Annotated in this window: 24 protein-coding genes and 1 pseudogene; 7 read left to right on the top strand and 18 right to left on the bottom strand. The window is 70.2% G+C overall.

Translation table 11 applies throughout. The features are described 5' to 3' along the window. Positions 1-64 precede the first annotated feature (64 nt). A complete protein-coding gene (locus ACP4J3_RS33840) occupies positions 65-1,258 on the top strand; it encodes an erythromycin esterase family protein (RefSeq protein ID WP_426540051.1) in 1,194 nt (397 codons plus the stop codon). A gap of 68 nt (positions 1,259-1,326) precedes the next feature. Next, on the top strand, positions 1,327-1,740 hold the full coding sequence (locus ACP4J3_RS33845; RefSeq protein WP_426540052.1) for a cytidine deaminase: 414 nt from the start codon (positions 1,327-1,329) through the stop codon (positions 1,738-1,740). A 24-nt stretch (positions 1,741-1,764) separates the two neighbouring features. On the opposite strand, the gene ACP4J3_RS33850 is transcribed toward ACP4J3_RS33845, so the two are convergent. From ACP4J3_RS33850 to ACP4J3_RS33860, 3 genes are all read right to left on the bottom strand, one after another. Continuing rightward, positions 1,765-2,388, bottom strand: coding sequence for a Uma2 family endonuclease (locus tag ACP4J3_RS33850; protein ID WP_426540053.1), 624 nt, complete (start codon positions 2,386-2,388; stop codon positions 1,765-1,767). A gap of 52 nt (positions 2,389-2,440) precedes the next feature. Continuing rightward, positions 2,441-3,286, bottom strand: a complete 846-nt coding sequence (locus tag ACP4J3_RS33855; protein WP_426540054.1) for a helix-turn-helix domain-containing protein — start codon at positions 3,284-3,286, stop codon at positions 2,441-2,443. 226 nt (positions 3,287-3,512) lie between these two features. After that, positions 3,513-3,983: an ATP-binding protein gene (locus ACP4J3_RS33860; RefSeq protein WP_426540055.1), complete on the bottom strand. Its 471-nt coding sequence runs from the start codon at positions 3,981-3,983 to the stop codon at positions 3,513-3,515. Positions 3,984-4,941: 958 nt separating this feature from the next. Here ACP4J3_RS33860 and ACP4J3_RS33865 point away from each other — a divergent pair. Then, positions 4,942-5,175: a hypothetical protein gene (locus ACP4J3_RS33865; protein ID WP_426540056.1), complete on the top strand. Its 234-nt coding sequence runs from the start codon at positions 4,942-4,944 to the stop codon at positions 5,173-5,175. Positions 5,176-5,710: 535 nt separating this feature from the next. Here ACP4J3_RS33865 and ACP4J3_RS33870 read toward each other — a convergent pair. The 4 genes and pseudogenes from ACP4J3_RS33870 to ACP4J3_RS33885 form a co-directional block, all read right to left on the bottom strand. After that, positions 5,711-5,848: a hypothetical protein gene (locus ACP4J3_RS33870; protein WP_426540057.1), complete on the bottom strand. Its 138-nt coding sequence runs from the start codon at positions 5,846-5,848 to the stop codon at positions 5,711-5,713. A gap of 71 nt (positions 5,849-5,919) precedes the next feature. Beyond that, positions 5,920-6,312: a hypothetical protein gene (locus ACP4J3_RS33875; RefSeq protein WP_426540058.1), complete on the bottom strand. Its 393-nt coding sequence runs from the start codon at positions 6,310-6,312 to the stop codon at positions 5,920-5,922. Positions 6,313-6,495: 183 nt separating this feature from the next. Then, a pseudogene (locus tag ACP4J3_RS33880) lies at positions 6,496-6,774 on the bottom strand (hypothetical protein); the annotation flags it as partial. A gap of 182 nt (positions 6,775-6,956) precedes the next feature. Further along, positions 6,957-7,373 (bottom strand): hypothetical protein, encoded by a 417-nt coding sequence (locus ACP4J3_RS33885; RefSeq protein ID WP_426540060.1) that lies wholly within the window; start codon positions 7,371-7,373, stop codon positions 6,957-6,959. A gap of 370 nt (positions 7,374-7,743) precedes the next feature. On the opposite strand from ACP4J3_RS33885, the gene ACP4J3_RS33890 reads away from it, so the two are divergent. Then, positions 7,744-9,930, top strand: coding sequence for a SpoIIE family protein phosphatase (locus tag ACP4J3_RS33890; protein WP_426540061.1), 2,187 nt, complete (start codon positions 7,744-7,746; stop codon positions 9,928-9,930). A gap of 6 nt (positions 9,931-9,936) precedes the next feature. Here ACP4J3_RS33890 and ACP4J3_RS33895 read toward each other — a convergent pair whose 3' ends face one another. Next, positions 9,937-10,446, bottom strand: a complete 510-nt coding sequence (locus ACP4J3_RS33895) for a 2Fe-2S iron-sulfur cluster-binding protein (RefSeq protein ID WP_426540063.1) — start codon at positions 10,444-10,446, stop codon at positions 9,937-9,939. Positions 10,447-10,564: 118 nt separating this feature from the next. Between ACP4J3_RS33895 and ACP4J3_RS33900 the strand changes: the two genes are divergently transcribed. Beyond that, positions 10,565-13,717 (top strand): sacsin N-terminal ATP-binding-like domain-containing protein, encoded by a 3,153-nt coding sequence (locus ACP4J3_RS33900; protein WP_426540065.1) that lies wholly within the window; start codon positions 10,565-10,567, stop codon positions 13,715-13,717. A 10-nt stretch (positions 13,718-13,727) separates the two neighbouring features. Here ACP4J3_RS33900 and ACP4J3_RS33905 read toward each other — a convergent pair whose 3' ends face one another. The 7 genes from ACP4J3_RS33905 to ACP4J3_RS33935 all read right to left on the bottom strand — a co-directional run bounded on the left by ACP4J3_RS33905 (position 13,728) and on the right by ACP4J3_RS33935 (position 19,532). Further along, a complete protein-coding gene (locus ACP4J3_RS33905) occupies positions 13,728-14,468 on the bottom strand; it encodes a hypothetical protein (protein WP_426540066.1) in 741 nt (246 codons plus the stop codon). After that, a complete protein-coding gene (locus tag ACP4J3_RS33910) occupies positions 14,465-14,695 on the bottom strand; it encodes a hypothetical protein (protein ID WP_426540067.1) in 231 nt (76 codons plus the stop codon). Before ACP4J3_RS33910 ends, ACP4J3_RS33905 begins: the two co-directional genes overlap by 4 nt. Positions 14,696-14,834: 139 nt before the next feature. Then, entirely contained in the window at positions 14,835-15,494 is a 660-nt protein-coding gene (locus ACP4J3_RS33915) for a hypothetical protein (protein ID WP_426540068.1), read from the bottom strand. Next, on the bottom strand, positions 15,491-17,128 hold the full coding sequence (locus ACP4J3_RS33920) for an ABC transporter permease (protein ID WP_426540069.1): 1,638 nt from the start codon (positions 17,126-17,128) through the stop codon (positions 15,491-15,493). Before ACP4J3_RS33920 ends, ACP4J3_RS33915 begins: the two co-directional genes overlap by 4 nt. Next, positions 17,125-18,018: an ABC transporter ATP-binding protein gene (locus ACP4J3_RS33925; RefSeq protein ID WP_426540071.1), complete on the bottom strand. Its 894-nt coding sequence runs from the start codon at positions 18,016-18,018 to the stop codon at positions 17,125-17,127. Before ACP4J3_RS33925 ends, ACP4J3_RS33920 begins: the two co-directional genes overlap by 4 nt. A 69-nt stretch (positions 18,019-18,087) precedes the next feature. Then, positions 18,088-18,942, bottom strand: a complete 855-nt coding sequence (locus ACP4J3_RS33930; RefSeq protein ID WP_426540073.1) for a zf-HC2 domain-containing protein — start codon at positions 18,940-18,942, stop codon at positions 18,088-18,090. Between the two features lie 41 nt (positions 18,943-18,983). Further along, complete coding sequence (locus ACP4J3_RS33935; RefSeq protein ID WP_426540075.1) at positions 18,984-19,532, bottom strand: RNA polymerase sigma factor; 549 nt, start codon at positions 19,530-19,532, stop codon at positions 18,984-18,986. A gap of 377 nt (positions 19,533-19,909) precedes the next feature. Between ACP4J3_RS33935 and ACP4J3_RS33940 the strand changes: the two genes are divergently transcribed. Next, the gene (locus ACP4J3_RS33940; protein ID WP_426540076.1) at positions 19,910-20,812 is read left to right on the top strand and encodes a hypothetical protein; all 903 of its coding nucleotides are present in this window, start codon (positions 19,910-19,912) and stop codon (positions 20,810-20,812) included. A gap of 23 nt (positions 20,813-20,835) precedes the next feature. On the opposite strand, the gene ACP4J3_RS33945 is transcribed toward ACP4J3_RS33940, so the two are convergent. Next, a complete protein-coding gene (locus ACP4J3_RS33945; RefSeq protein WP_426540078.1) occupies positions 20,836-23,232 on the bottom strand; it encodes a cation-translocating P-type ATPase in 2,397 nt (798 codons plus the stop codon). A gap of 98 nt (positions 23,233-23,330) precedes the next feature. After that, entirely contained in the window at positions 23,331-23,630 is a 300-nt protein-coding gene (locus ACP4J3_RS33950; protein WP_426540080.1) for a DUF2530 domain-containing protein, read from the bottom strand. Between the two features lie 139 nt (positions 23,631-23,769). Between ACP4J3_RS33950 and ACP4J3_RS33955 the strand changes: the two genes are divergently transcribed. Then, a complete protein-coding gene (locus tag ACP4J3_RS33955; RefSeq protein ID WP_426540082.1) occupies positions 23,770-25,170 on the top strand; it encodes an NCS2 family permease in 1,401 nt (466 codons plus the stop codon). Positions 25,171-25,186: 16 nt separating this feature from the next. Here ACP4J3_RS33955 and ACP4J3_RS33960 read toward each other — a convergent pair whose 3' ends face one another. After that, positions 25,187-25,369, bottom strand: a complete 183-nt coding sequence (locus tag ACP4J3_RS33960; RefSeq protein WP_426540084.1) for a ribbon-helix-helix protein, CopG family — start codon at positions 25,367-25,369, stop codon at positions 25,187-25,189. Positions 25,370-25,461: the final 92 nt, after the last annotated feature.

Genomic DNA, 25,461 nt, shown 5'->3' on the forward strand with positions numbered 1-25,461 from the left:
CCCATAGAGCCAGACGATATCGCGGAAAAGTTTCTATCGAAGGTTCAACGATAGCGTTGAAGGCATGGCGACTGACATCAAGGACACCGCCCATGCCGTCGAGGCTGCCGCCGTCATGGGGCTGCTCCGGGCCCGGCCCCGGCTGTTCGCCCTGGGCGAGCCCACCCACGGCGAGGACTCCCTGCTCGACCTGCGCAACGAGCTCTTCCGGCAACTCGTCGAGGAGGAGGGCTTCCGGACGATCGCGATCGAGAGCGACTGCATGATGGGCCTGGTCGTGGACGACTACGTCACCTTGGGCACGGGCGGCCTCGACGAGGTCATGGAGCGCGGAGTCAGCCACGGATGGGGTGCGCTCGGCGGCAACCGGGAACTCGTGCGCTGGATGCGCGCGTACAACGACGGCCGGCCCCCGTCCGAGCGGCTCCGCTTCGCCGGTTTCGACGGCCCACTGGAGATCACCGCCGCCGCCGGCCCCCGCCATGCCCTCACCGCACTCCACGGCTACCTCGCGGCCCACGTGGACGCGGACCTGCTCCCCTGCACCGGCGAAACGCTCGACAGCCTGCTCGGCGCGGACGACCAGTGGACCGACCCCGCCGCGATGATGGACCCCACCCGGTCCGTGGGCCAGTCGCCCGAGGCCGCTCGGCTGCGGCTGCTCGCCGACGACTTGGTGGCGCTGCTCGACACGCAGACGCCGCACCTGATCACGGCGACCTCGCGAGACGACTGGGACCGGGCGCGCCTGTACGGGCGTACCGCGACCGGCCTGTTGCGCTACCACCACTGGATGGCCGACACCTCACCGGCCCGCATGGCGCGGCTGGTGGCGGTCCGGGACCAGATGATGGCCCACAACCTCCTCGCCCTCGCCGAACGGGGCCCGGCCCTCGTCCACGCCAACAACGGCCACCTCCAGCGGAGCAGGAGCGCGATGCGGATGTGGCAGGGACCGGTGGAGTGGTGGAGCGCAGGCGCGCTGGTGAGCGCCCACCTGGGCGAGGAGTACGCCTTCGTGGCCACGGCCCTCGGCACGATCCGGCACCAGGGAGTCGACGCGCCGCCACCGGACACCGTAGAAGGACTCCTCTACACCCTCCCGGAGGACCACTACCTCATCGACGCCCGCCGACTGGCCACCGCCCTCGACGCCACCCGGCCCGCGCCCCGCGTGTCCCCCTGGTTCGGCTACGCCCCGCTCGATCCGGCCCACCTGGAGGATTGCGACGGCATCGTGTTCGTCAGGGACGTCTAGCCGATATTCGCTTGCGCACCCTGGTCACGCAGGTCAACGTCGCCTGACACCTGACGAAGGCAGAGAAGATGACCACGCGGACCCACCCTGTCGACCAAGAGCTCATCCAGGCCGCGGCGCACGTCGCGCGCACACGCTGCCGGGGCGACAACCACACCATGGCAGCCGCGGCCCGCGCCGGCGACGGCCGGATCGTCACCGCGGTGAACGCCTACCACTTCACGGGAGGCCCCTGCGCCGAGCTGGTCCTCATCGGCACATCAGCCGCGCAGGGCGCCTACGAGCTGGAGACCATCGTCGCCGTGGGCGACCGCGACCGCGGGGTCGTTCCTCCGTGCGGCCGGTGCCGTCAGGTCCTGCTCGACTACTTCCCCGCCCTTGAGGTCATCGTCGGCGAAGGCGATCACATCCGAACCATCCCCATCACCGAGTTGCTGCCCGAAAGCTATGTCTGGGCCGATCACCAACTCGAGGGCGAGTAAACCGCGTCACTCTTGGGCGCCAAATCACGCTGACGGGCTGGCTTGGCCCTCGCCCTCGGCCTTGTACTGCGGCAGGTTCTCCGTCGAGATCGTCCACTCCCCGATGGTGACGTCTTCGCCGTACACGAAGTCCTTGCGGGTCGCGTAGCGGGGGCCGTCGGGGGTGGCGTGGATGTCGGTGAGGACGGCGCCGGTGGCGGTGCGGGGGTCGAAGACCGCGTAGACGGGGATGCCGATCAGCGGGTAGTCGCGCATCTTGGTGACCCAGTCGTTGTCGGGGTTGGAGCGCGAGACGATCTCAATGGCGGCGATGAGCGTATGCGGGTCGAAGGCCCCGTCTCCCTCCATGTCCGCCTCGGTGATCACCATGATGTCGGGGCGGCGCATGATGCCCTCGGGCTCCATCTCGACGTCGGGCTCGCCCGTGTGGGCCACGATCTCCTCAGGCATGACCTTCTCCAGGCGTTTCCGGAGACGGAGCGCGGTGAGTTCATGCGGCCGGACAGGCGACATCATGTCGAGGACGATCCCTTCCTTGGTGATCTCGAACTTGCCGGGGAGGGTGCCGTCCGTGGACTCCACGAAGTCACGCATGGCCCGATACAGGTGGGAAGCACCCTGCCGCGCGTTGTCCGGGGCGATGGTCATGGCGCTCGCTCCTCGTCGTCTGTGCCCAGGGGCAAGGATCGTCACGTTCATGCTAGGCGGCCTCCAGAAGATCGGATCGGCAGTCGCGGCAGCGGCCGGGGACAGGGGAGCGGAAGGCGCGGTCGCAGCCGTCGCAGTTCGTGAGCGGGTGGCGGACAGGTGATGGTGGTGCGGGTGCGCGGAACGGGGGTGGGGGTGGCAGCTGGGTGGTGAGGCGGTGGGCCAAGAGGGCTGCGGGGCGGCACAGGGGCTCGGGTGGGAGGTCGGTGGTCAGGGCGTGGCGTAGGGCGGTAGGGGTGATGTCGCGTTCCAGCCAGGCGGCTACGCCGGGGGCCAGGTGGGCCGTATCGGAGACGGAGAGCAGTAGGCGGGGGTCGTGGCGGCGGAGGTCTGCGAGGAGGTCGGTGGCCGTCTGGAGGAGGGTGGGGGCCGGGTAGGCGGGTTTCGGTACGGCGGGGAGGGGCTTGCGGGGGGCCGGGGTGCGCTTCTTCCGGGTCGGAGCCGGGGCCGGGTGGTTCTGCGCGTGGCGGCCGGGCTGGTTGCAGGAGATCGTGCGGGTGACGATGCGGCCGGCGGGGGTGCGCTGGCGTTCGCGGCGCAGGTAGCCGTGGGCCTCCAGTTCGCGCAGGGCGGCGGCGATACGGGTCGTGCCCTCGGGGAAGCGCTCGGCGAGGGTCTTGATGTCGGCGCGGGCGCCGGCGGGGAGGGACTGGATGTAGACGGCCAGTCCGATGGCCAGGCCCGATAGCTCCGGGTGCTGGGCGAGGTGGTTGCCGATCACCGTGAAGCGGGTGGTGTGGCGAGTGTTGTCGTGGACGAGGCCGCCCGCGTGGGAGTGGTTTTTGCCCGCGATACGGGACTGGGCGCGCGTGGGCGCGCTAGGGTTTTGGGTGTCCATCGGGAAGGTCCGACTTCCTTGGTGGTCAGGCCCTCGCACTGGGATGCCAGTCCCGGCGAGGGCCGTTGCATGTCTGGATGCATGTCTGCGGTTGTGCTGCGCTGAGCGTAGGGCAGGCAACAGCTCCCGAATCCAGCCGAGTTGGTGATGTTCACCCGCTTGGGTGAGTTTGCGCGGCGGGAGGGAGGGGTGGGGTTTGGTGAGGTCCTTTCACCAGCGGGTTCTTTTATGGGTGACCGCCCGTGCCACCGGAGTACGGGTTCCTGGCTGCCGGTGGGACGTCGACCTCGGCCCAGACCGTCTTGCGCGGCGGCAGCCCCGGTGCGACGCCCCAACGGTCGGCCAGGGCGTCGACGATCGTGAGGCCACGGCCCGACTCGGCGTCGAGGGCGGGTTGTTCAGCGTGCGGTAGCCGATCGGCTCGGGTGTCGGTGACCTCGATACGGAGGGTGTCGCAGACGACGTACACGAGGAGCAGGAAGTCCCGTCCCGGGATCCGGCCGTGTGTGACCGCATTGGCCGCCAGCTCGGCGACCACGTGTGCCGCCGGGTCCAACGGCAGGCCCCAGTTGCGGAGTTGTTCGGTGGCGAGGAGACGGGCGAGGCGGGCACCGCGTGGGGTGGAGGAGAGCTGCAGGCTGAAGTTGCGGATGGGGGAGACGAGTGCTGCCGCCTGCCCCCGTCTGCAGGAAGCCACGTGCCATCAGTGAGCGGAGCGCGGAGATGACGTGGCCCACGCTCGCTCCGGGCAGACAGGTGGCAGCGGTGTCGGCTAATCGGCCCAGGTCAGTCCGGCCATTGCGCACACCGGAAGCGGGGAAAGCCAGGGCTTCCAGAAGGGCTTGCTCGTCGTCGGACAGCAGGCAGGTCAACTGTCGCCCCAGCGCCTCCGCAAGCGCATCAGGCGTGAGCGGCCCTGTCTCGCCTGCCAGCCTTTCCGATTCCCGGTCCGGCAGCTCCTGGCCCTTCGGTTCTAACTCCGCAGATTCCGGATCATCGGCGCCGTTCGCCTCCGAGGGGCCCACGAGCCCTTTCTGCAGCGCCTTGAGTCTCTCCCAACGATCACGCCACTGCTTCAGCCGATGGTCGTCGTGGGCCACAACTCGAGGGATGCGCCGACTCTGTCCGGGTAGCTCAGTCCCTTTCTGCCGAGGCTGCCCGTCTTGCCTCTCTTCCGTACGCTGCAGCGGGTACGCGAGCACAGCCCGCACGATCGCCATGTAGACGTCGACACCCGGCAGGCGCTTTCCCCCAAGGAGTTCACTGACCGTCGATTTCGCGACGGCTCGACCGTGCGCTTCGGCCAGATCGCACACTTGCTCAAGGGTCGGCTCACCGCACGAGAGCCGAAGGCGTTGCAGGTCCTCACCTAAGCGCTTCAACTCGACCATGAAGCGCGTATCCCCCGAATCAGGCAATCTTCCCCCTCGTCCTCTGTGTATGCCCTGGGAAGGTGACGAACCGTCATCGCCAGGAAGACGAAGCGTAACGGAGCCGGTTCGGCGCCGCTCCGAACTTCTGCGAACATCCCCGAACTGTGTCCTCGTTCGCCCGAACTGCGCTTGCGTTCGGCCGCTGACCTGCATTGATCTGTTTTCTCCGGACCCGTTCGGGAGTCTGGGAGGAACCGGCTTCCCCGGGGTGTGCTCGATGCCATGACTCACAAGAATGCAAACACCAAGCCCACGTCCACCTCCGCCGGCCGTCGGCCCGAGGAACCGGCACATGGCCCACTGAGCGAGCGAGTTCTGGACCTCATCGCGCTCCTGCTCCTGATGGCGCTCGCCGCCCTGGTCTTCATCCTGGCCGGTCCCGCGGCGTTTACCGCGGTCACCAGCGTCGGGGTGGGGCTCTTCGCCACATGGCGCACCAGGCCGCCGCGGCGCTGAAACGACACCACGCCCCGCCCCGGTGTCCGATGGATAAGACCGTCGGACACCGGGGCAGTTTCGGTGCCGCGATCTCCATGGAGCCTAGGATGCCCGGTCCGCTGCTGACTGACGCCGCCCGCGCCGCCCACCCCGCTGGGCCAGGGCCTTCTGGTCTCTCATCCGGATTCCCTCCTCTTGGCTCCGGCACCGATCTCCCATGGTGACGGCCCCGCATACCGAGTCAAGCGAACGGCGGATCCGCCTTCGGGGACTGCTCCGCCGGCCCCTGTAGGCCACCCCTGACGACCACACACCGTCACCAGCAGGCTGGGGGCCGCGGGGAATTGGCGACAGTTGAATACGCGAGCCCACCAGTACCGAGGCCGTAGTCGGCGGCGCACTTGTCGCGTGGGTCAGAAGCCCGAAGCTTGGCGGCCTTCAGAGATTCCTCACGAACCTGTTCCGGCAGACCCGGGTCCGCGAGGGATTCCTCGTTCGTGTCGTAGCAATGGACTTCCCCGTTGGGAAGCTCGGTGCAGATGTTGGCGCCCTTTCACGACTCGGCGAGGTTGATCCCCCGCCCGTCGTACTCGGCGATCACCGGGTTCACCGACGGCGTCGGATCCGCAGTCGGATCTTGGGATGCCGTGGCCGTCGGTTCCGCGGTGGGTTCCTCTGCTGCGTGCGCCATCGGGCCCGTGCCCAGCAGGAGAGCACCAGCAGAGGCTGCGGCTAAGAGGGCGGAGGCAAGGGGTCTGCGTATCAAGAGGTTTTCTCCACAGTCGTGTCGTAGTGGTGCAATCTGGTCCCGTCATGGCCGTACACGTTCAGTACGTATCCCTGAGCGAGGCTGACACCCTGCCCGGTGAGGAAGGACGTCAACGTCTTGTCGAAGTCGTCGAAACCGGGCCCGTAGTCGGAGCGTTTGCGGGTCCACACCGTCAGCTCCAGCACGCCTTGCCGGCTCGCGTACTTGAGGCCGTACACATCCCGGTGTCCGCCGGCATTCCGGTAGCGGGCTGCCAGGTCACTGTCGGCGCTGGCTGGGGATGCGCTGATGGTCGGCGGGCCATCGGCATCGCTCCTCGACGATTCTGTGCAGCCCGACAACAGAGCGACCGCGGCCAACAGGAGTGCGGGAAGGGCTCGTTTCATCGCGCCAGTGTGGCAGCCACGGCTGTCTACGCCTGCTGGCGGGCAAGCCGATCGGCAGCCCGGCGACGCTTCGGCTGGAACGGGTCGACACCGGCCCCAGCACCCTCGTCGGGAGTAGCGGTCGACCCCTGGATCTTGCCCGCCACCTTGGCCGGCCGCTGATCATGCGGCTTGACGTCGATGTAGATACGAAGCGTAGTACGCCCAGCTGGCGGGCCTGTTCGGGTCTTTCCCGCCCTGCGCCTCGATCGCGAGGAGCAAGGGCTCGTCGTCCTCCGTCTCTAGCCGCAGCAGCGTGTCCACCCGGCGCTCGACCGGGCTGGTCTCGGTGAGGTCGTTGGGCAGGACGGTGACCGAGGTGGGCGAGGCGAAGTCGATGCCCAGCGTCTCGGAGACCCGGGAGAAGAGCTCCGGGTACTCCTGGAGGATGGGGTGCATCGCCTCGTGGGGCGAGCTGACCATGGGGTGTTTTCGACAGGTGATTTGGGCGCCAGTCAGGCAGTGAGTTTGGGCGCCACCGTGTTGGTGATTGATGTGGGCGGGGTTGCCTGGGTTCCATGATCGGCAATGGTTGGTCGTCGCCGGGTCCTCTCGGGCGGTCCCTGACAGGCTCGCCCGAGAGGACCCGGCTCTGGTTTCCGGCGTCACGCCTGGTGCTTCGCGACCTCTTCGCGCAGTTCCTGCAGGCGGCGCCCGCTGGGGACGTGCGTGTACTGACCCCAGCCATTGATTTCACTGCCGGTCTGCGTCTTCAGCGCGGGGGAGGGCTGGGGGAAGGCCCGGCCGTCGGGGATTTCGACCCAGCCGTCAGCCGTGATGGTGGCTTCGTGGGTGCGCTGGCGTCGCGACTGGTGGTGGCGGAGCTTGTCCCCGGCGGCGGCCAGGCCGGCTTCGATGATGGGCATTAGGGCCCCGGTTTTGCGGTTGCCCGCCTTGTCGGCAGACGGCTTCTTGTCGTTCAGGAGTTGACGACGCAGCACGTCATTCGGGGTGTCGACAAGGGGTTCGCTGTGACGTTGCAGGTAGGCGAACACCTCGTCGTCGACCTCGATGGTCCGCATAGGCTTGGGCATGTGGCACCTCCACGTTGAACTTTGGAGCTCCAAGTCTGCCAGATTCAAAGTGTGAAGTGCAAGGGGGTTGGTGCGGGCAACCCCCGGTGACTCCGCGGAAACCGCCCCGACGTCCGGACGTGCGTCCGCGTCCGGACATCCGCCGACGTCCGGGCGTCCACGTCCGGACGCCCGGAGACGCATCTGGACACGACAAAGCCCCCCGAATGCGACGAACGCAACGGAGGGGGGCCTGCTGAGTAGCACCAATACTGCCAATATAGGTCATATGACCGATTTGTTTAGTGGTGGAGGCTTCACCGCCCCCACCGTGTGCGGGTGAGCAGGAGGCGCGGTGACGGCTGACAAGGCTGGCCCCGTGAGCGACGCAGAGCCGCCCGAGCTGCTGCTGTTCGGCTCCTCGGCAGCCCCTGGCGAAGGCGCCTGGGGGGAAGGAGCGCCGGTCACGGAGACGCTGGACCTCGTCCTCCAGCATGCGACGACATGCCTGGACGGCCTGGGCGCCCTGGTGCACCGGCATGATCCTGCCGCCGGTCGGCTGCGCCTGGTCGCGGCCAGTGGGCTTGCCCGGGCAGGCGTGGGGGAGTGGGCGGATCTGCCCGACGAGCAGGACGTGGCGCCCGCGCACGCCGTGCGGCGTGGTGCCTTCGTCTGCGTTGCCGGGGACAGCCTGGGGATCGGCGCGGCCGGCACGGCGGCAATACCTCTCCCCGGCGCCGATGGGCCGATCGGCGTGCTGTCCGTGCTCACGGCAGGGCCCGGTGAGCCAGATGAGGCGCAACGGTCCCTACTGCATGCGTTGGCGGCGTGGGCCGGTGCGCGCCTGAGCGGCGGGGCGGCCACGTCGCCCGGCCCTGGTCCGGTGGCCGGGGCCGAGCGATCTGTACGCATGGGTGAGCTGACCGCCGCGCTGGCTGAGGCCGTCACCTCCCACGACGTTGTGCAGGCAATGGCTGAGTTCGTCCTGCCCCCGTTCGGTGCCGACGGGCTGGTGTTTCAGATGCTGGAACGCGGCCGCCTGAAAGTCGTCGGCGCCGCCGGATATCCGCAGGAATTCCTCAGTCTGGTCGACGGGATCCCGCTCGCCGCCCATGCCTCTTTCCACGATGTGGTGGAAACTCGTACTCCTCGGTTCCTCGAGTCGACGGCCGAGGCTGCCGGACGCTATCCGGCGCTGAGGCATCTGCACGAGCTGTCACCGAAGGAAGCGTGGGCAATCCTGCCCATGATGGCCTCCGGACGCGCCGTCGGCTTGTGTGTGGTGTCCTTCAGTGAGCCGCGTTCCTTCAGCGACGAGGAGCGCACCTTGCTGACGGCTCTGAGCGGCCTGGTCGGTCAGTCCCTTGAGCGGGCCCGCCTCTACGACCTGGAGCACGCCCGGGCCCAGGAACTGCAGCGTGGACTGCTGCCCAGGACGTTGCCCCGCCTGCCCGCCGCCAGCGCCGCCGCCCGGTACCTGCCCGCGGGCCGGGGCGAGGAAGTGGGCGGCGACTGGTACGACGTGATTCCGCTGTCCGCCGACCGGGTCGCCATGGTGATCGGCGACGTCATGGGGCACGGCATCACCGAGGCGGCCACCATGGGTCGGCTGCGTACCGCCGTACGCACCCTCGCCGACCTGGAGATGCCCCCCGACGAGTTGTTCAGCCGTCTCAACGACCTGGTCTCCGAGCTTGGCGAGGACTTCTACGCCACCTGCTTGTACGCCATTTTCGACCCCGTCGCGCGCACGTGCACGTACTGCCTGGCCGGTCACCCCCCGCCGGTCGTCGTCCACCCCGATGGCACCGTACACAGCCCCGACGGGACCCCCGACCCTCCGCTGGGGGCCGCCAGCCCGCCCTTCGCCACTCATCTGCTGCACTTGCCAGACGAGAGCCTTGTCGTCCTGTGCACCGACGGGCTCATCGAATCCGCCACCCGCGACGTCGACCAGGGACTCGCTCGACTGCGGCAGATCCTCTCCCAGGGCACGGCCCACACCGCCTGTTTCGAGACCGCTGACGAGGACGACGATGTCCGGTGCCTGGAGGAGCTGTGCGACAGGGTCGTCTCGGCTCTGCTGCCCGACCAGGGGCAGACCAATGACGACGCCGGCCTCCTCGTCGTCCATACCCGGTGCGCCGCCGCCCGTGATGTCGTCTCCTGCATCCTTCCCGACGATCCCCGGGCAGCCGGACAGGCCCGCGAATACATCCGCGAACAGCTCGACACATGGGGGCTGGACGATCTCGCGCTGACCACGGAGCTACTGGTGAGCGAGCTGATCGGCAACGTCGTCCGGCACGCCAAGGGCCCCATCCGCCTGCGCCTGCTGCGCAGCCGCTCACTGATATGCGAGGTCTACGACGGCAGCCTCACCACCCCCCGCATCCGCCACGCCAGTTACACCGACGAAGGCGGGCGCGGTCTGCAACTCATTGCCGCCCTTTCCCGGCGTTGGGGCGCCCGCTATCTCCAGGACGGCAAGTGCATCTGGACGGAGCAGGACCTCCCGCTTGCGCATGCCTCCGGGGAACCTGGGCGCACAAGCGTTCTCGCGTAGCGGCAGTCAGTGTCCCTCGAAACAGTGTCCGGGCAGGCGCCCGGCCGGGCCCCCGGGCTGCTTGGTGTGTTCAGCAGTCGATGGTGATGGAGGCTCCTGCGACGCGGGAGGCGCACGCGCACATCGTTCGGCCGTCGGCGTTGACGTTCCGAGGAACACGTCCCGGTGGTCGACCTTGCCGGCCACGTCGAGTATCGAGACTCTGCACAGGCCGCATTCGCCGCGGCGGCAGTCGTACATCATCTCCACTCCGGCGCTTTGCAGGGCGTCCAGGAGTCTGGTGCCAGCGGCTACGTCGATGCGCACCCCGTGTGCGGGAGCCTCTACGCGGAACGGGCTGCGGGCAGGGCTCCGCTCGTGCCGGTGGTGCTGACGCCCGAGGCGGAACCGGAACTCCCGTACCTTGCCTTCAAGGTGACGGCTGTAGGGCTCGTCGAGTATGCCGTCGAAGTCGGCGAGGAGGTCGGCGTAGAACATCACCCGGCCGTGGTCGGCGGGGTGAGGGCATCCAGCCATCTCCGACCATGGTGCCCGACCACGCCTGGAGCACCTCGCCCGGCGCCCCGGGCCGTCGGCGTGCCCGCGTCCCTTCAGCAGGCGGTACCTTCATCGCGACGGCGATGAGGAGAGTGACGTGAGCAAGTTCGTGCGGCCCGCACCCGAAGGTGCCGACCCCTTCGGTACGGCCCGGCTGCGCCGTGGAGTGCTGGACGCCTGGGCCACCAGCCCCGCCCGTTTCCGGGAGGACGCCAACGCCGAGGAGGACCTCGTCCTCGGCGGCTACCGGGACCGGCTCGTCGTCGAGCTCGCTCAGAACGCCGCCGACGCGGCCGCCAGGGCCGGGGTGCCCGGGCGGCTTCGGCTCACCCTGCGTGAGGGGGTGCTCTTCGCCGCCAACACCGGTGCGCCGCTGGACGCGGCCGGGGTCGAGTCGCTGTCCACCCTGCGCGCCTCCGCCAAGCGGGACACCGCCGCCGTCGGCCGGTTCGGCGTCGGCTTCGCCGCCGTGCTCGCCGTCACCGACGAGCCCGCAGTCGTCGGGCGGCACGGCGGTGTGCGGTGGTCGCTCGCCGAGGCCCGGGAGCTGGCGACGGAGACCGCCCGCCACAGCCCGGGGCTCGGGGACGAGATCCGGCGCCGCGACGGGCACGTCCCGCTGCTCCGGCTGCCCTTCGCTGCCGAGGGAACTGCCCCCGACCCGTACGACACTGTCGTCATCCTTCCGCTCCGCGACACCGCCGCCGCCGACCTCGCCGAGCGGCTGCTGCACGCCGTCGACGACGCCCTGCTCCTCGCCCTGCCCGGACTGGAAGAGGTCGTGATCGAGGTCGGCGGCGGCGAGGCGCGCACGCTGCGGCGCCGGGTCGACGGCCCGTTCACCGTCGTCGAGGACTCCCTCAACGGCATCACCCACTGGCGTACGTCCGCCGCCCACGGCCCCCTCACGCCCGACCTGCTCGCCGACCGCCCGGTCGAGGAGCGGCTGCGCCCGCACTGGTCGCTCACCTGGGCCGTGCCCGTCCACGCCGCCGACAGCACCCCGGCCCGCCCCCGCACCGCCCCCGTCGTCCACGCCCCCACGCCCAGCGACGAAGCCCTCGGCGTCCCGGCCCTGCTCATCGCCTCCTTCCCTCTCGACACCACCCGCCGGCACGCCGCCCCCGGCCCGCTGACCGACTTCCTCGTGCAGCGCGCGGCCGACGCCTACGCCGAACTGCTCGCCGACTGGCGGCCGGTGGGCGAGGGCATCATCGGGCTCGTGCCCGGTCCGCTGGGGAAGGGGGAGCTGGATGGCGCGTTGCGTCAGGCGATCCTTGAGCGGCTGCCGCGGACTGCGTTTCTCCCGCCCGCCCACCCGGCCTTCCTCCCGCCCGCCGTCGAGCCCCGCGACGCCGGCGCCGACTCCGAGCTGCCCGAGTCGCTGCGGCCGCGGGACGCCGAGGTCGTCGAGGGTGCGGGTGCCGACACCGTGCGGGTTCTCGCCGAGGTGCTGCCCACCCTCCTGCCCGCCGGGCTCGAACGGCGCGTGGAGCTGCGGACGCTGGGTGTCGCCCGCGTCCCGCTCACCGACGCCGTCGACCGTCTCGCCGGGCTGGAGAAGGACCCCGGCTGGTGGCGGCGGCTCTACGACAGCCTCGCCGGGGTCGACCCGGACCGGCTGTCCGGGCTGCCCGTGCCGCTCGCCGACGGGCGGACCACCATCGGGCCCCGGCAGATCCTGCTCCCCACCCCGGACGCGTCCCGTATCGACCCGGAGATCCTGGCCCGCCTCGGCCTCAAGGTCGCCCACCCGGACGCCGCGCACCCCCTCCTGGAGAAGCTCGGCGCCCTGCCGGCCACGCCCCGCGCGGTCCTCACCACGCCCCAGGTGCGCGCCGCCGTCGCCGCCTCCCTCGACGAGGACGGTGGCGTCGACTGGGAGGAGGACGCTCCCGACGCCGAGGAGCTGGCCGACACCGTGCTCGCCCTCGTGCGGGACGCCGGCCTGGAACCCGGTGACGAACCGTGGCTGGGTGCCCTCGCGCTGCCGGACGAGGAGGGGGAGCCGGCGCCCGCCGGTGAACTCGTCCTCCCCGACAGCCCCTTCGCCCAGGTCATGCGGGAGGACGAACTCGCCACCGTGGACGCCGAGCTGGCTCGGAAGTGGGGCGAGCAGCCGCTGGCCGCCTGTGGCGTGCTCGCCAACTTCGCCCTCGTCCGGGCGACCGACGTCGTCCTCGATCCGGATGAACTGGAGCCGCGCGAAGGGGACTTCGCCGAGCCCGACGACGCCGGTCTGCTGGACGCCGTGGATGTGTGGTGCGAGGACATCCTCGACCGGTTCCCGGACACGCCCGTACCGCCGGTCGCCACCGAGCTGATCGCCGTACGGGATCTGGACCTGGTGGACGACGACAAGTGGCCCCAGGCCCTCGCCCTGCTCGCCCAGCCTCCCCTGCGGGACGCGCTCACCCAGCAGGTGCGGATCCTGCTGCCCGACGGCACGCATGAAGTCGTACGGCCGTACACGGCCTGGTGGCTGCGGGGGCATCCGGTGCTCGACGGCCGCCGCCCGGCGGGCCTGCTGGCCTCCGGCGGTGACCCGCTGCTGCGTGGCCTGTACGACGAGGCCGACGCGACCGGCTTCGACGACGAGCAGGTGCTGCGGGCGCTGGGCGTGCGGACGTCGGTCGCCGCGCTGCTGGACGAGCCGGGCGGCGCCGCCGAGCTGCTCGACCGGCTCGCCGACCCGGACCGCGCCGTCACCGCCGCCCAACTGCACGCCCTCTACGGCGCGTTGGCCGACCTCGACCCCGAGCAGGTGACCCTGCCGGACGAGCTGCGGGCCGTCGTCGACGGGCGGGTCGAGGTCGTGGACGCGGCCGACGCGGTGGTCGTCGACTCGCCGGATCTGCTGCCCTTCACGACCGGAGTGCTGCTGCTTCCCGTACGCCCGGCGAAGGCCGCCGATCTCGCGGAGCTCTTCCAGGTGCGGCGGCTGAGCGAGTTGGTGACGGGTGATGTCGACTCCGAGGGCACGGAGCACGATGTACCGGAGTCCGTGCGCGTGCTGCTCGGCCCACAGACCCCGGCCTCCTACGTCGAGCACGAGGAACTCGTCGTCGACGGCGTCGAGCTGGACTGGCGCCGGACGCGCGACGGCGTGCTGCACGCGTCCACCCTGGAGGGTGTCGCCGCCGGGCTCGCCTGGGCCGCAGGCCAGTGGCCGCGCCGCTTCGAGGTCGCCGCGCTGCTGGAGGATCCGTCCAGGACGCAGGAGCTGGCGCGGGATCGCTGGTTCGACTGAGCTCAGGAGGTCACCTTCCGGGGTTCACCCCGCGCAGGCGTTGCAGCAGCGGTGGCAGGCCGTTGTCGCGCGTCGTCACACGCCACAGCGCGCAGGTCAGCAGCAGAACGCCCCACCGCCACCGGGACGCGGGAAATTCGGGGGTGAACAGCTCGGCGAACAGGGACAGCCGGTTCGGTAGGAAGGCCGCGCCCAGAACCAGAAGCACCAGCAGGGGCACAGCCGCGACTCCGCCGGTGCCCTCACTCCTGCGTCCCGTGGCCGCCGCCGCGGCAGTCAGCGTCCATGCGGTGAGTGTGACCGGTTCGAGAAGCAGGCCCATGAGGGGTAGCGGCTGGCCGGGTGCCGTGATCAACGGGGCCAGTGCGTACTGCACGGCGCAGGAGAGCGCCACCGCCACCAGAGCCATGGCGGCTCGCAGGGTGAGGACGCGCGTCCGCGGGTAGGGCAGCGCCCGGGTCATGTCGTCGGCCGGGTCGTCCAGTGCGAACGCCGCTCCCACGACGGCGACTGTCACTCCCGCACGCAGGGTGAGCGTGGTGTCCTGGAGGGCGAACTGTGCCCCGGTCAACAGGGGGACGACCACGACCAGGGCCCCGATGCCGGAGAAGATCGGCAGGGGCACCCAGCGCATGCTCCGTATCACGGAGATCGCCACGTCCCATCGGCCGGAGTCCGACGTGACCGGGGCGTACGGGGAACTCGCGGTGGCGCCGTGGTCCACGGCCCCGCCGGGCCCGTCGCGCCTCATGAGGCGCACGTCCCTTCGTCGGCTGGTGCCGCGGGCGGCCGGGGGAGGCCCAGCAGCCGTGCCGAGTCGTCCACCGACGTACCGGGAGCCGTCAGTTCGTCCCACTTGGCGATGACCCGCCGGACCAAGGACTGCCGGTCCTTCTCCGACTCGGCGAGCATCGCCTTGCCCAGAGCCAGCTCACGCGACCCGAACTGCGGTCCCGAGGCCGCGCTCAGCTGGGGCATGGAGAAGCCGTAGCCACCAGTGGTGTGATTCTCGATGGTGCGCAGGGCGAGCCACGTAGTCCGCCGACTCCGGTGAGAAGGCCGCTTCCCATCCCCACAGGGCGGCGATGGTGTCCGTTGCGCATGCTGTGCGGGCCGGTCACTCCTTGCGCTTCGGGGACGGCTCCCTGAACAAGGCGGTCACGGCCACGGCAGCCGCGCACAGCAGTGCGGTCCACAGCCAGCGTGAGGAGTTCCAGCCCGCCGACAGCGGTTGTGCGAATGGCTGCAGTCTGGCCGGCAGGGGCATCAGCACGGCAAGCATGACGCACAGCACCGCGCCCGGAGCCGCCAGCATCCCGCCTCCGGTGCCCGCGGTGAGGCGGAGCCCCAGCGCGGCGAGTGCGAGCACCGTGGCGAACAGGGCCGCCGCTTCCAGAGTGAGGCCCGGTCCGGGCAGCAGTTCCCGTGCCTGAGGGGCCACTGCCCAAGTGCCCAGAACCAGTACGCCGGTCCAGCCCACCACCACCGCCACCAGGGCGATGGCGACGCGCAGAGTGCGCGGCACCCAGCGCGGCACGGGCACCACCTCGGTCGTGGCGGCGGCGGGATCGTCCAGCATGAACGCGGTGCCCATGGCGAGCAGTACGGCGCAGGCTCGGATCAACAGCACCGCGTCGGTGAGCCGCAGACCGCCTGAGACGGTCGCGGGGACGCCCACCAGCAGCAGTGCGAGCGCTCCCGACACGAGCAGCGGTGTCGTCCGGGAGGAACGCAGCGCGTAGGGGAGGAGCTGCGGCCACAGCCGCCCGGCGGTCATCGGCAGCTACTCTCGTCAGCGGGGAGCCGGGCAGGCGCGCTGAGGCCGAGCAGGTCCGCGGCGCGGTCGGTGGAGGTGCCCGGCGCGGTCAGTTCGCCCCAGGCGGCCTTGACACGTGCACCGATCCTGTCGGCGGGCAGTGCGAGCAGGTCCTTCGCGAACTGCGTCTCCCTGCTCTCGAAGGCGACGCCGGCGGCGGACCCCAGCACCAGCAGGACCGGCCCGCCGGTGCTGCTGGAATCCAGGTCCCGCAGGGCCGCGGCGGATTCGCCGGTCGCCTGAGAGGCGAGCCACAGCGTCAGAACGGCCCGTGAACCGCAGACGGTGTTCAGGCGGGGTTCGTCCGGCACGGATCCGGTCACCACGCGGTAGGCGAACAGGACCGAGAACTCGGCCACCGCATCGCGCTCGGTGTCCGTGCCCGCACTGCCCGCACTCCACCACGTCCCGACGGGAACGGCCCTGGGTGTGCCCGCCCTGCGGTCGTCGGCGTCCCAGGCGGCCTGGGGCAGCGGGACGGACCTCTGTTCCTCCACGCCCGCACGGAAGATCCGCTGGCGTACCGCGTACGGCGCCTTCGCGACATCGTCGGGGGCGCGTTCGAGGACACCGCGCACCACGGCGTCCCACTGCTTCACGCGGCCGGTGAACTCCGGGAACGCGCAGTAGGTCACGTCCCCCTGCTTCTCGCACTTCTGTTCCCGGGCCGGGTGCTCGGTGGTGGCGGTCCTGGCGCGGGCGACGGCATCGGGCAGCGGCCGCGTCTGCAGTGCGCCCGAGAGCAGGGCGAGTGCGGCGGCGGCGGCCGTGCATGCCCACAGCGCCCTGGTGCCGTGGCGCGGGCCGTCGGGCACCCCGTCCGGCCTGCCACGCAGCAGGGCGGCACAGGCGAACACCGCGGTCAGTGCGGTCAGCCAGAGCAGGTGCCAGCCGACCGGGCGGCCGAGGAGCTCCGACGGGAGCGGCTGTGCGGACTCGTTCTCGATGGCTACGACGGCGAGCCAGCGCCAGTGGGCGGAGTTCTGCACCGCAGCGGCGAGGGTGAAGACCGCGAGCACCACCAGCACCAGGGGGGCCGCGGCGGCTGAGGCGATCAGGCGCGCCGTCAGCACACCCAGCACTCCGGCGAGCAGCACCACGGCCGGCCCGGTCGCCACTTCGCCCCACTGAATGGTGCCGACGGCATCCGGCCGGGCCGCGAGACAGCCGATGCGCGCACAGGCCAGCAGCGCGGACAGCACGGCGGCGGGCACCACTGCCAGCAGGTGGGCGAGGGTGCGGGCCCGGATGCCGAGCACCATGACCGCGTACACCGGCTCCACTCCGTTCCGTCGGCTGCGCAGCACACCGAGGTTGGCGGCGAGTAGGGTGCCTGCGACCGGCAACAGTAAGTGCCCCTGGATGTAGCGGGAGCCGTCCTGCAGCACCGGATAGCGGTTGGCGGCGTCACCGGTGACCAGGGCATAACCCCACAGGGCGAGATAGGCGGCGAGCCCGCAGAGCATGGCCGGGTGGCGCAGCAGCCGCACCGATTCGACGCGGGCCAGGGCCAGGACCCCGCCGGCTGCCGGGCCCCGTCCGCGACGCACGGGAGCGGCTGCGGCTGCCCCAGGAGCTTCACTGATGGTGGTCACGCGGCGCCCTCTTCCCCGGCCATGGCGTCCAGCAGCAGCAAGTAGCCGTCCTCCAGGGTTGGTTCGACGAGCGTGGCACCGGGCGGGGGTGTGCCGATGTTGCGCACGGTCCCCACTCCGGTGCGCCAGCCGGCGAGAGCCTGCGGATCCCGTTCGGCGCTGCTCCACACGCGGTCCGCCGCGACACCGGAGAGCGCCGACGGCTCACCGTCGAACTTCACGACGCCGTGATCGAGTACGACGACCCGGCGGCACAGCGCGGCGACGTCCTCGGTCTGGTGAGTGGAGAGCAGCACGGTCCTGCCGTCGCCGAGGTCGGCGATCAGCTCGCGGAAACGCAGCCGCTGTTCGGGGTCGAGGCCGACCGTCGGCTCGTCCAGGATGAGGAACTCGGGGTCGCCGACCAGAGCGCCCGCCAGCGCCACCCGCTGGCGCATGCCTCCGGACAACTGCTTGATCTTCTTGCCCCGACGGTCGGCCAGCCCGACCGCGCCGAGGACCCGGAGGACCTCCTTGTGCCGAGCGGTGCGGTCGGTCATCTCCTTGAGGATCGCGACGTAGTCGACGAACTCGAAGGCGGTGAAGGAGGGATGGAATCCCGGGTCCTGCGGCAGATAGCCCAGGCAGCGGCGGATCGCGAGCCGTCCCTCCGGGGTCCGCGGATCCATGCCCAGGACCGAGATCTCCCCGCCACCGGGCAGGGAAGCCGTCGCCAGGGTGCGCAACAGCGTGGTCTTGCCCGCGCCGTTGGGCCCGAGGAGTCCCGTAACGCCCCGTTCGAGGCTGAGCGACACACCCCTCAGCGCTCGGAAGTTCCTGTAGTTGACGGTGAGTTCGCGGACCGTGACCGCGGCTGTGCTCGTCGGGCTCAGCGGATTCGTCGGGCTCATCGGTATAAGTCCCCCATGGGTGGATGGTGTGTGCTGACGAGGTCGGGGCGGGTACGCGCCGGGATCGGGTCAGTGAGCCGGCAGGGTGTAGCGCACGCGCATCAGGGCGACCGCGAGCGCGGCCGCGGCCAGTACGGAGGCGGCGCACAGCTGCCCCTCGGCAGTGAGCAGGGCATCCTGCACGGGATGGAAGGCCAGCAGCAGACAGCATGTCCAGGCGCCGCCGACGGATCCGGCGGCGACGGCCGGATCGAAGCGTGCGGACAGCGCCAGTGTGAGCGTGGTGAGAGCGAGCGACGGCAGGAGCCAGCCGAACGCCTGAAGGGCCGGTCCCGGCATGGCCACGGCGGTCGTCGCGGTGGGCAGCATCGCGGTGGCGACCACCGTGACGGTGCGCAGCAGCAGCAGGCGCAGGCCGTGTATGGGAGCGACGAGTGTCATCTCGTACATCGGGTCGGCACGCGGCCCGAAGGACGCCGCCACCCCGACGACCGGCAGGACGGGGGCCACCACCAGGAACGGCAGCGTGGCGGAGGCGGTGTGCCCGATGCGGGCCAACGCGAGCGTCAGGAGCAGGGTGACCGCGGTTCCGGCGAGCCATGAGCGGCGCAGTGCCGGAGTCGCGAAGATCAGGCGTGCCGTGTGCTCGGGGATCCGCAGTCGCACCAGGGCGCGTTCGATCGCGCCGGGCAGTGGGACGTCCTTGGCGGCGTCGAGCCGGGCCCATCCGGCGTCGGTCCTCGCGCGGTCGCCATAAGGCGCGAGTCGGCTCCGGCAGGCCGTGCAGCGTGCCAGATGGGCGTCTGCCTGTGCGAGGCCGGGCGAGCCCAGCCGCCCGGCTGCATAGGCCTGAAGCACCGAGTCCGGGACATGGGGGCCGGGCCCCGCCGGAGACGGCTCTCTGGGTGAAGACCGGGAGGTCATGGGCTGCTCCTTTCCTGCACCCGCCCTGTCGTGTGTTGCGCTCATGCCAACTCCCTGCGGAGCTGCCGACGGGCTCTCATAGCACGGGTCTTGACGGTGCCCGGGGGGATCCGCAGTGCCTTCGCGGCCTCCGCGGTGGACAGGCCCTCGACCACGATGGCCTGCAGCACCGCCCTCAGATCGGCGGGCAACTTGCCCATCGCCTCGGCCAGTTCACCGTGGGGCAGACCGTGCAGCGCCTCGTCTTCGGCGGAAGGGTGCTCCTGGTGCCGGAACCGGCTGAGAGCTTGCACGAGCCGCGCCCTGGCTCCGTGCCCGCGCTGTGCGTCGATGAGCCTGCGCGAAGCGATGCGCCACAACCAGCCGCAGGCGTCCGTGCCCTCGTGTTCGCGGTAGCGGGCACTGCCGCGCCACACCGCGAGGAAGGTCTCCTGCACCACGTCGTCCACGAGGGCGGCGTCGGGGCACCGATACTGCAGTCGTGCCACCAGCCATGGCTCATGGCGCCGGTAGAGCAGCTCGAAGGCACGGCTGTCGCCGTCCTCCACCGCGCGCAGCAACTCTCCGTCGCTGCGGCCTTGCCTCTCCACGTACGCCACACTCCCTCATCGGACCGGGAGGGGCGATCGGTTCACGGTTCCGCGAAATTTCGAGGCGGGCCCCTTGATCAGGCCGCAAAGCCGTCGACGCCGGAGACGGCAGCAGTTGACCAACTCGGCTGGATTCGGCAGCCATTGCCTGCCCAGGTTCACCAGTTGACGCCGTCCAGCCTTGCGGATCAGGGCAGCGGCCGCGGTGGTTCGACTGAGGAGCTGGCGGTGCCGGGGTGACGAAGGTCACGCAAATTCCCCTGGGCTCGCACAACCGGCAACGCCTGCCTCATATCTGACCACTTGAGTCATCAGGCTCCTCGATCAGCCGGGCCCCGACGCGACCAGCGGGGCCCCTTTCCGTCCCAGGGGAACGCATGCGCATCAGAGTCACCGTGGCCGCCGTCTCCGCACTCTCCGGCGCCCTGGCCGTCTCCGCCCTCGCCGTCCCGGCCGCGCAGGCCGACGACTCCGCGGCGTCCCACCGCGCGGACGTGGCCAAGGTCCGCAAGGCCGCGGCCAGCAGGGCCGCGGGCAAGCCGTACTCCCTGAACGTCTCCTTCTCCAACCTCAAGATCGCCAAGGCGGTCAAGGTCGGCACGACCAACCACGTCGCCACGACGGTGACGTACACGCTGACCCACGGCGCGGACGTCGACATCACCGCCCGCGACTTCGTCACCGACGCCCTCATCTACCGGGGCTCCGCCACGGCGCCGGACAACATGCTGTACGGCAACAAGCCGGCCAAGTGCACCGCGACCTCCGCGACCACGGCCCAGTGCAAGGGCACGATCGACGTCTACCCGGGCGACGACGAGCTGCGCAACTCGGACGCCGGCACCTGGCGGGCCGCGGCGGAGGCCACCGCGTTCAACGGGCAGAACCCGGCGGGCGAGACCTTCGACATCACCAAGGTCGGCTACAAGAAGCACAGCGGCCTCGGCACCACGCTGATGCAGCGCTACTCGAAGCTGACGGTCAACGCCTCGCCGGAGCCGGTGAAGAAGGGCAAGCCCATCACGGTCACCGGCAAGCTCTCCCGGGCCAACTGGGAGGACAACAAGTACCACGGCTACGTCGGCCAGCCGGTGAAGCTGCAGTTCCGCATGAAGAACAGCAGCACCTACACCACCGTGAAGACGATCAGGACCAACGCGACGGGCAACCTGAAGACCACCGTCACGGCCGCCCAGGACGGCTACTTCCGCTTCACGTTCGCGGGCACGACGACGACACCGGCGGTCAAGGCGACGGGCGACTTCGTGGACGTGCGGTAGGCACGCACTGCTGCCTAGGCTCCCTAGACAGGGAAGCGGCGGTCGACCCACTTCCACATGAACTCCAGGACGACCGCCGCCCCCACCGCGATCCCCACCGCGATCCACGGCATCGTCACCCCGACCAGCCGCAGCGCGAAGAACTCCTGCAGCCACGGCACCACCAGCACCAGCAGGAAGCCGAAGCCCATCGCGGCCACCAGGGCGACGCGCCACCAGGTGTACGGCCGGGCGATGATGGCCAGGACCCACATCGAGATCAGGAAGAGCGTCAGCGTGGCGACGCTCGTCTCGGCGTCCAGGGCGCCCTCGCCCGAGTAGTGGTGCCGGGCGATCAGATACGTCCCGAAGGTCGCCACCGCGGCCACGAACCCGCCCGGCACCGCGTACCGCATGACCCGCCGCACGAAGTGCGGTTTCGCGCGCTCCTTGTTGGGCGCGAGGGCCAGGAAGAAGGCCGGGACGCCGATGGTGAGGGTGGACAGGAGGGTCAGGTGGCGGGGCAGGAAGGGGTACTCCACCTGCCAGAACACCACCATCAGGGCCAGGAGCACCGAGTAGACCGTCTTGACCAAGAACAGCGTCGCGACGCGCGTGATGTTGCCGATCACCCGGCGCCCCTCGGCCACCACCGACGGCAGCGTCGCGAAGCTGTTGTTCAGCAGCACGATCTGCGCCACCGCCCGGGTCGCCTCCGACCCCGAGCCCATCGCCACGCCGATGTCGGCGTCCTTCAGCGCGAGGACGTCGTTCACCCCGTCGCCGGTCATCGCCACGGTGTGCCCGTGGGACTGGAGCGCGCCCACCATGTCCCGCTTCTGCTGCGGGGTGACCCGCCCGAACACGGTGCCGGCGTCGAGGGCCGTCGCCATCCCGTCCTTCTCGTGCGGGATCGTGCGGGCGTCGACCGTCGTGCCGGTCAGGCCCAGCTTGGTCGCGACCGCGCCGACCGACACCGCGTTGTCCCCGGAGATCACCTTGGCCCGGACGTTCTGCTCCGCGAAGTAGCGCAGGGTGTCGGCGGCGTCGGGCCGCAGCCGCTGTTCGAGTACGACGAGGGCGGCGGGCTTGGCCTCCCGCGCGACGTCGGGATCGTCGAGGTCGCGGCCGGCGCGGGCGAGCAGCAGGACCCGCAGTCCCTGCTCGTTGAGGCGATCGGTTTCGGCCAGGGCCGGGTCGTCGGCGGGGAGGAGGACATCGGGGGCGCCCAGCAGCCAGGTACTGGCCTCGCCGTCGCCCTCGTTGAACGTGGCGCCGCTGTACTTGCGGGCGGAGGAGAAGGGCAGCGACTCGGTGCAGCGCCAGTCCTCGGCGTCGGGGTAGGCGTCGATGATGGCCTGCAGGGAGGCGTTCGGGCGGGGGTCGGACTCGCCGAGGGCGCCCAGCACCTTGCGTATGTAGTCCTCGTCGCTGCCGTTCAGGGGCCGCAGCTCGGTGACGTCCATGCCGCCCTCGGTGAGGGTGCCGGTCTTGTCCAGGCAGACGGTGTCGACGCGGGCTAGGCCCTCGATGGCGGGGAGCTCCTGGACCAGGCACTGCTTGCGGCCGAGCCGGATGACGCCGATGGCGAAGGCGACGGAGGTGAGGAGGACCAGGCCCTCCGGGACCATGGGGACGATGCCGCCGACGGTCCGGGCGATCGAGTCGTCGAGGTCCCTGTTCTTCACGGTGAGCTGGGTGACGATCAGGCCGATCGCGGCCGGGATCATCATCCACGTCACGTACTTGAGGATGGTGGAGATACCGGAGCGCAGCTCGGAGTGGACCAGCGTGAAGCGGGAGGCCTCCTCGGCGAGCTGGGCGGCGTAGGCCTCGCGGCCGACCTTGGTGGCCTGGAAGGCGCCGCCGCCGGCGACCACGAAACTGCCGGAGAGCACCGGGTCCCCGGGGCGCTTGACGACCGGATCGGCCTCGCCGGTGAGCAGCGACTCGTCGATCTCAAGACCGTCGGCCTCGACGCACACCCCGTCCACGACGGCCTTGTCGCCGGGCCCGATCTCTATCAGGTCGTCCAGCACGATCTCGGACGTACTGATCTCGGCGGCCACCCCGTCGCGGCGCACGGTGGGCCGTGCCTCACCGATCACGGCGAGCGAGTCGAGGGTCTTCTTCGCCCGCCACTCCTGGATGATCCCGATGCCGGTGTTGGCGAGGATCACGAAGCCGAACAGGCTGTCCTGGATCGGGGCGACGAACAGCATGATCAGCCAGAGCACGCCGATGATCGCGTTGAACCGGGTGAACACGTTGGCGCGGACGATGTCCGCCATGGACCGGCTGCTGCGCACCGGTACGTCGTTGACCTGTCCCCGGGCGACCCGCTCGGCCACCTCGGCCGCGGTGAGTCCGCCCGTCGCCACCTGGACGGAGGCGGGGTGCACAGGGTTGTCCACGTCGGCGCCCGCGTCGGTATGCGTCATGCATTCGACGGTACGTGCGCATGTGCGCCTTCACCCGCTGAGTGGGCGGAAGTTCCGACCTGGGGAGGACGGGTGTCGTACGGGAGTTGTACGCCCGGTCAGTCGGCGGACGGTGCCGGAGACTGCTGCTGTTCTTGCGCCTCGGGGGCCGCGGCCCGCTTGAGCGCCGCGTCGCGCTTGCGGACGTACCAGATGCCGATGAGCCCCAGCCCGCCGCCGGCCAGGCAGGTCCACAGCCACCAGGTGTGGCCGTGGTCGTCGAACCAGCCGTAGAAGGGGAGCTGGACGACGAAGAGCACGAACCAGAGGATCGTGCCGCCGGTGATGGTCGCGACCACGGGCCCTTCCAGGGGCTCCGGCGCCTCGTGCTTGGGGGATCCCGAAAAGAATGCGGCCATGTGGGACAGCTTACGAGGCGACGCGAGGCGACCGGGCTCGGTCTTGTCTACGCGCGGAGATAGTCGTTTCCGGCTTTATATGTTCATACTGAAACGGTTTGCGTTCTGACCACTTCTCATCGTAGGAAACACCAAAGGCATGCCCGCATACGGCGCCCTCGACCGCTTCTTCAGGATCTCGGAGCGGGGCAGCACCCTGCCCCGCGAGATCCGCGGCGGTTTCGCCACCTTCTTCGCGATGGCGTACATCATCGTGCTGAACCCGATCATCCTCGGCAGCGCGAAGGACATGTACGGCCATCAGCTCGACAACGGCCAACTGGTCACCGCGACCGCGCTGACGGCGGCGTTCTCCACGCTGCTGATGGGCGTCATCGGCAACGTGCCGATCGCGCTCGCCGCCGGTCTCGGCGTGAACTCGGTCGTCGCGCTCCAGCTCGCGCCCCGGATGTCCTGGCCGGACGCCATGGGCATGGTGGTGCTGGCCGGCTTCGTGGTCATGCTGCTCGTCGCCACGGGCTTGCGCGAGCGCGTCATGAACGCCGTGCCCTACAGCCTGCGCAAGGCGATCTCCATCGGTATCGGCCTGTTCATCATGCTGATCGGCCTGGTCGACGCCGGTTTCGTCTCCCGTATCCCGGACGTCGCCCGGACCACGGTCCCGCTCCAGCTCGGCGGCGACGGCCACCTCAATGGCTGGCCGGTCCTGGTCTTCGTCCTCGGCGCCCTGCTCACCCTCGCGCTGATCGTTCGCAAGGTGTCCGGCGCGATCCTCATCTCGATCGTCGCGATGACCGTGCTCGCCGTCGTCATCGAGGCGGTCGCGAAGGTGCCGTCATGGGGCCTCACGACCCCGAAGTGGCCGGGCAACCCCGTCGCGAGCCCCGACTTCGGCCTCCTCGGCGAGGTCAGCCTCTTCGGCGGCTTCGGCAAGGTCGGCGCGCTGACCGGCACCCTCTTCGTCTTCACCGTCCTGCTGTCGGTCTTCTTCGACGCGATGGGCACGATCATGGGCGTCAGCGACGAGGCGAAGCTGACCGACGCGCAGGGCCACATGCCCGGCATCAACAAGGTCCTCTTCGTCGACGGCATCGCGGTCGCCGCGGGCGGCGCCACCTCGTCCTCGGCCACCACCTGCTTCGTGGAGTCCACGGCCGGCGTCGGCGAGGGCGCCCGAACCGGACTCGCGAACGTCGTCACCGGCGCCCTCTTCGGCGTGGCGCTGTTCCTCACGCCGGTCGCCACCATGGTCCCGTCACAGGCGGCCACCCCGGCCCTGCTCGCGGTCGGCTTCCTGATCCTCGCGAACTCCGTCAAGGAGATCGACTGGGCCGACTACACGCTCGCGATCCCGGCCTTCGTGACGATGGTGATGATGCCGTTCACCTACTCGATCACCAACGGCATCGGCATGGGCTTCATCACCTTCGCGGTGCTGCGCCTGGCCGCCGGGCGCGGCCGTGAGGTGCCGCTCGCGATGTACGCGGTGGCGGCGGTCTTCGCCTTCTACTACCTGATGCCGGCGCTGGGGCTCACGTAGGGCCGCAGAACGCCTGTCATGTAAGGCCGTAGAACTTCTCGGTCTCCTCGACCGCGGACTGGAACCGCTCGTCGAAGTCATCGCGGATGAGCGTCCGGACGACGTAGTCCTGGATGCTCATTCCTCTTTTCGCCGCATGCTCTCGTAGTCGTTCGAGCAGCTCGTGGTCTATCCGCAGGCTGAGCACGCTGGTCCCCATGGACACGAGGGTTGCCGCATCCGCGGGTGCGGTGTGTCGCGTTCCGCCACTGGATCACCCGGATGAGTGATAGTGCCGCCGAGTGGTCTTTA

The organism is Streptomyces sp. UG1, from assembly GCF_049974585.1.
GTDB lineage: Bacteria > Actinomycetota > Actinomycetes > Streptomycetales > Streptomycetaceae > Streptomyces.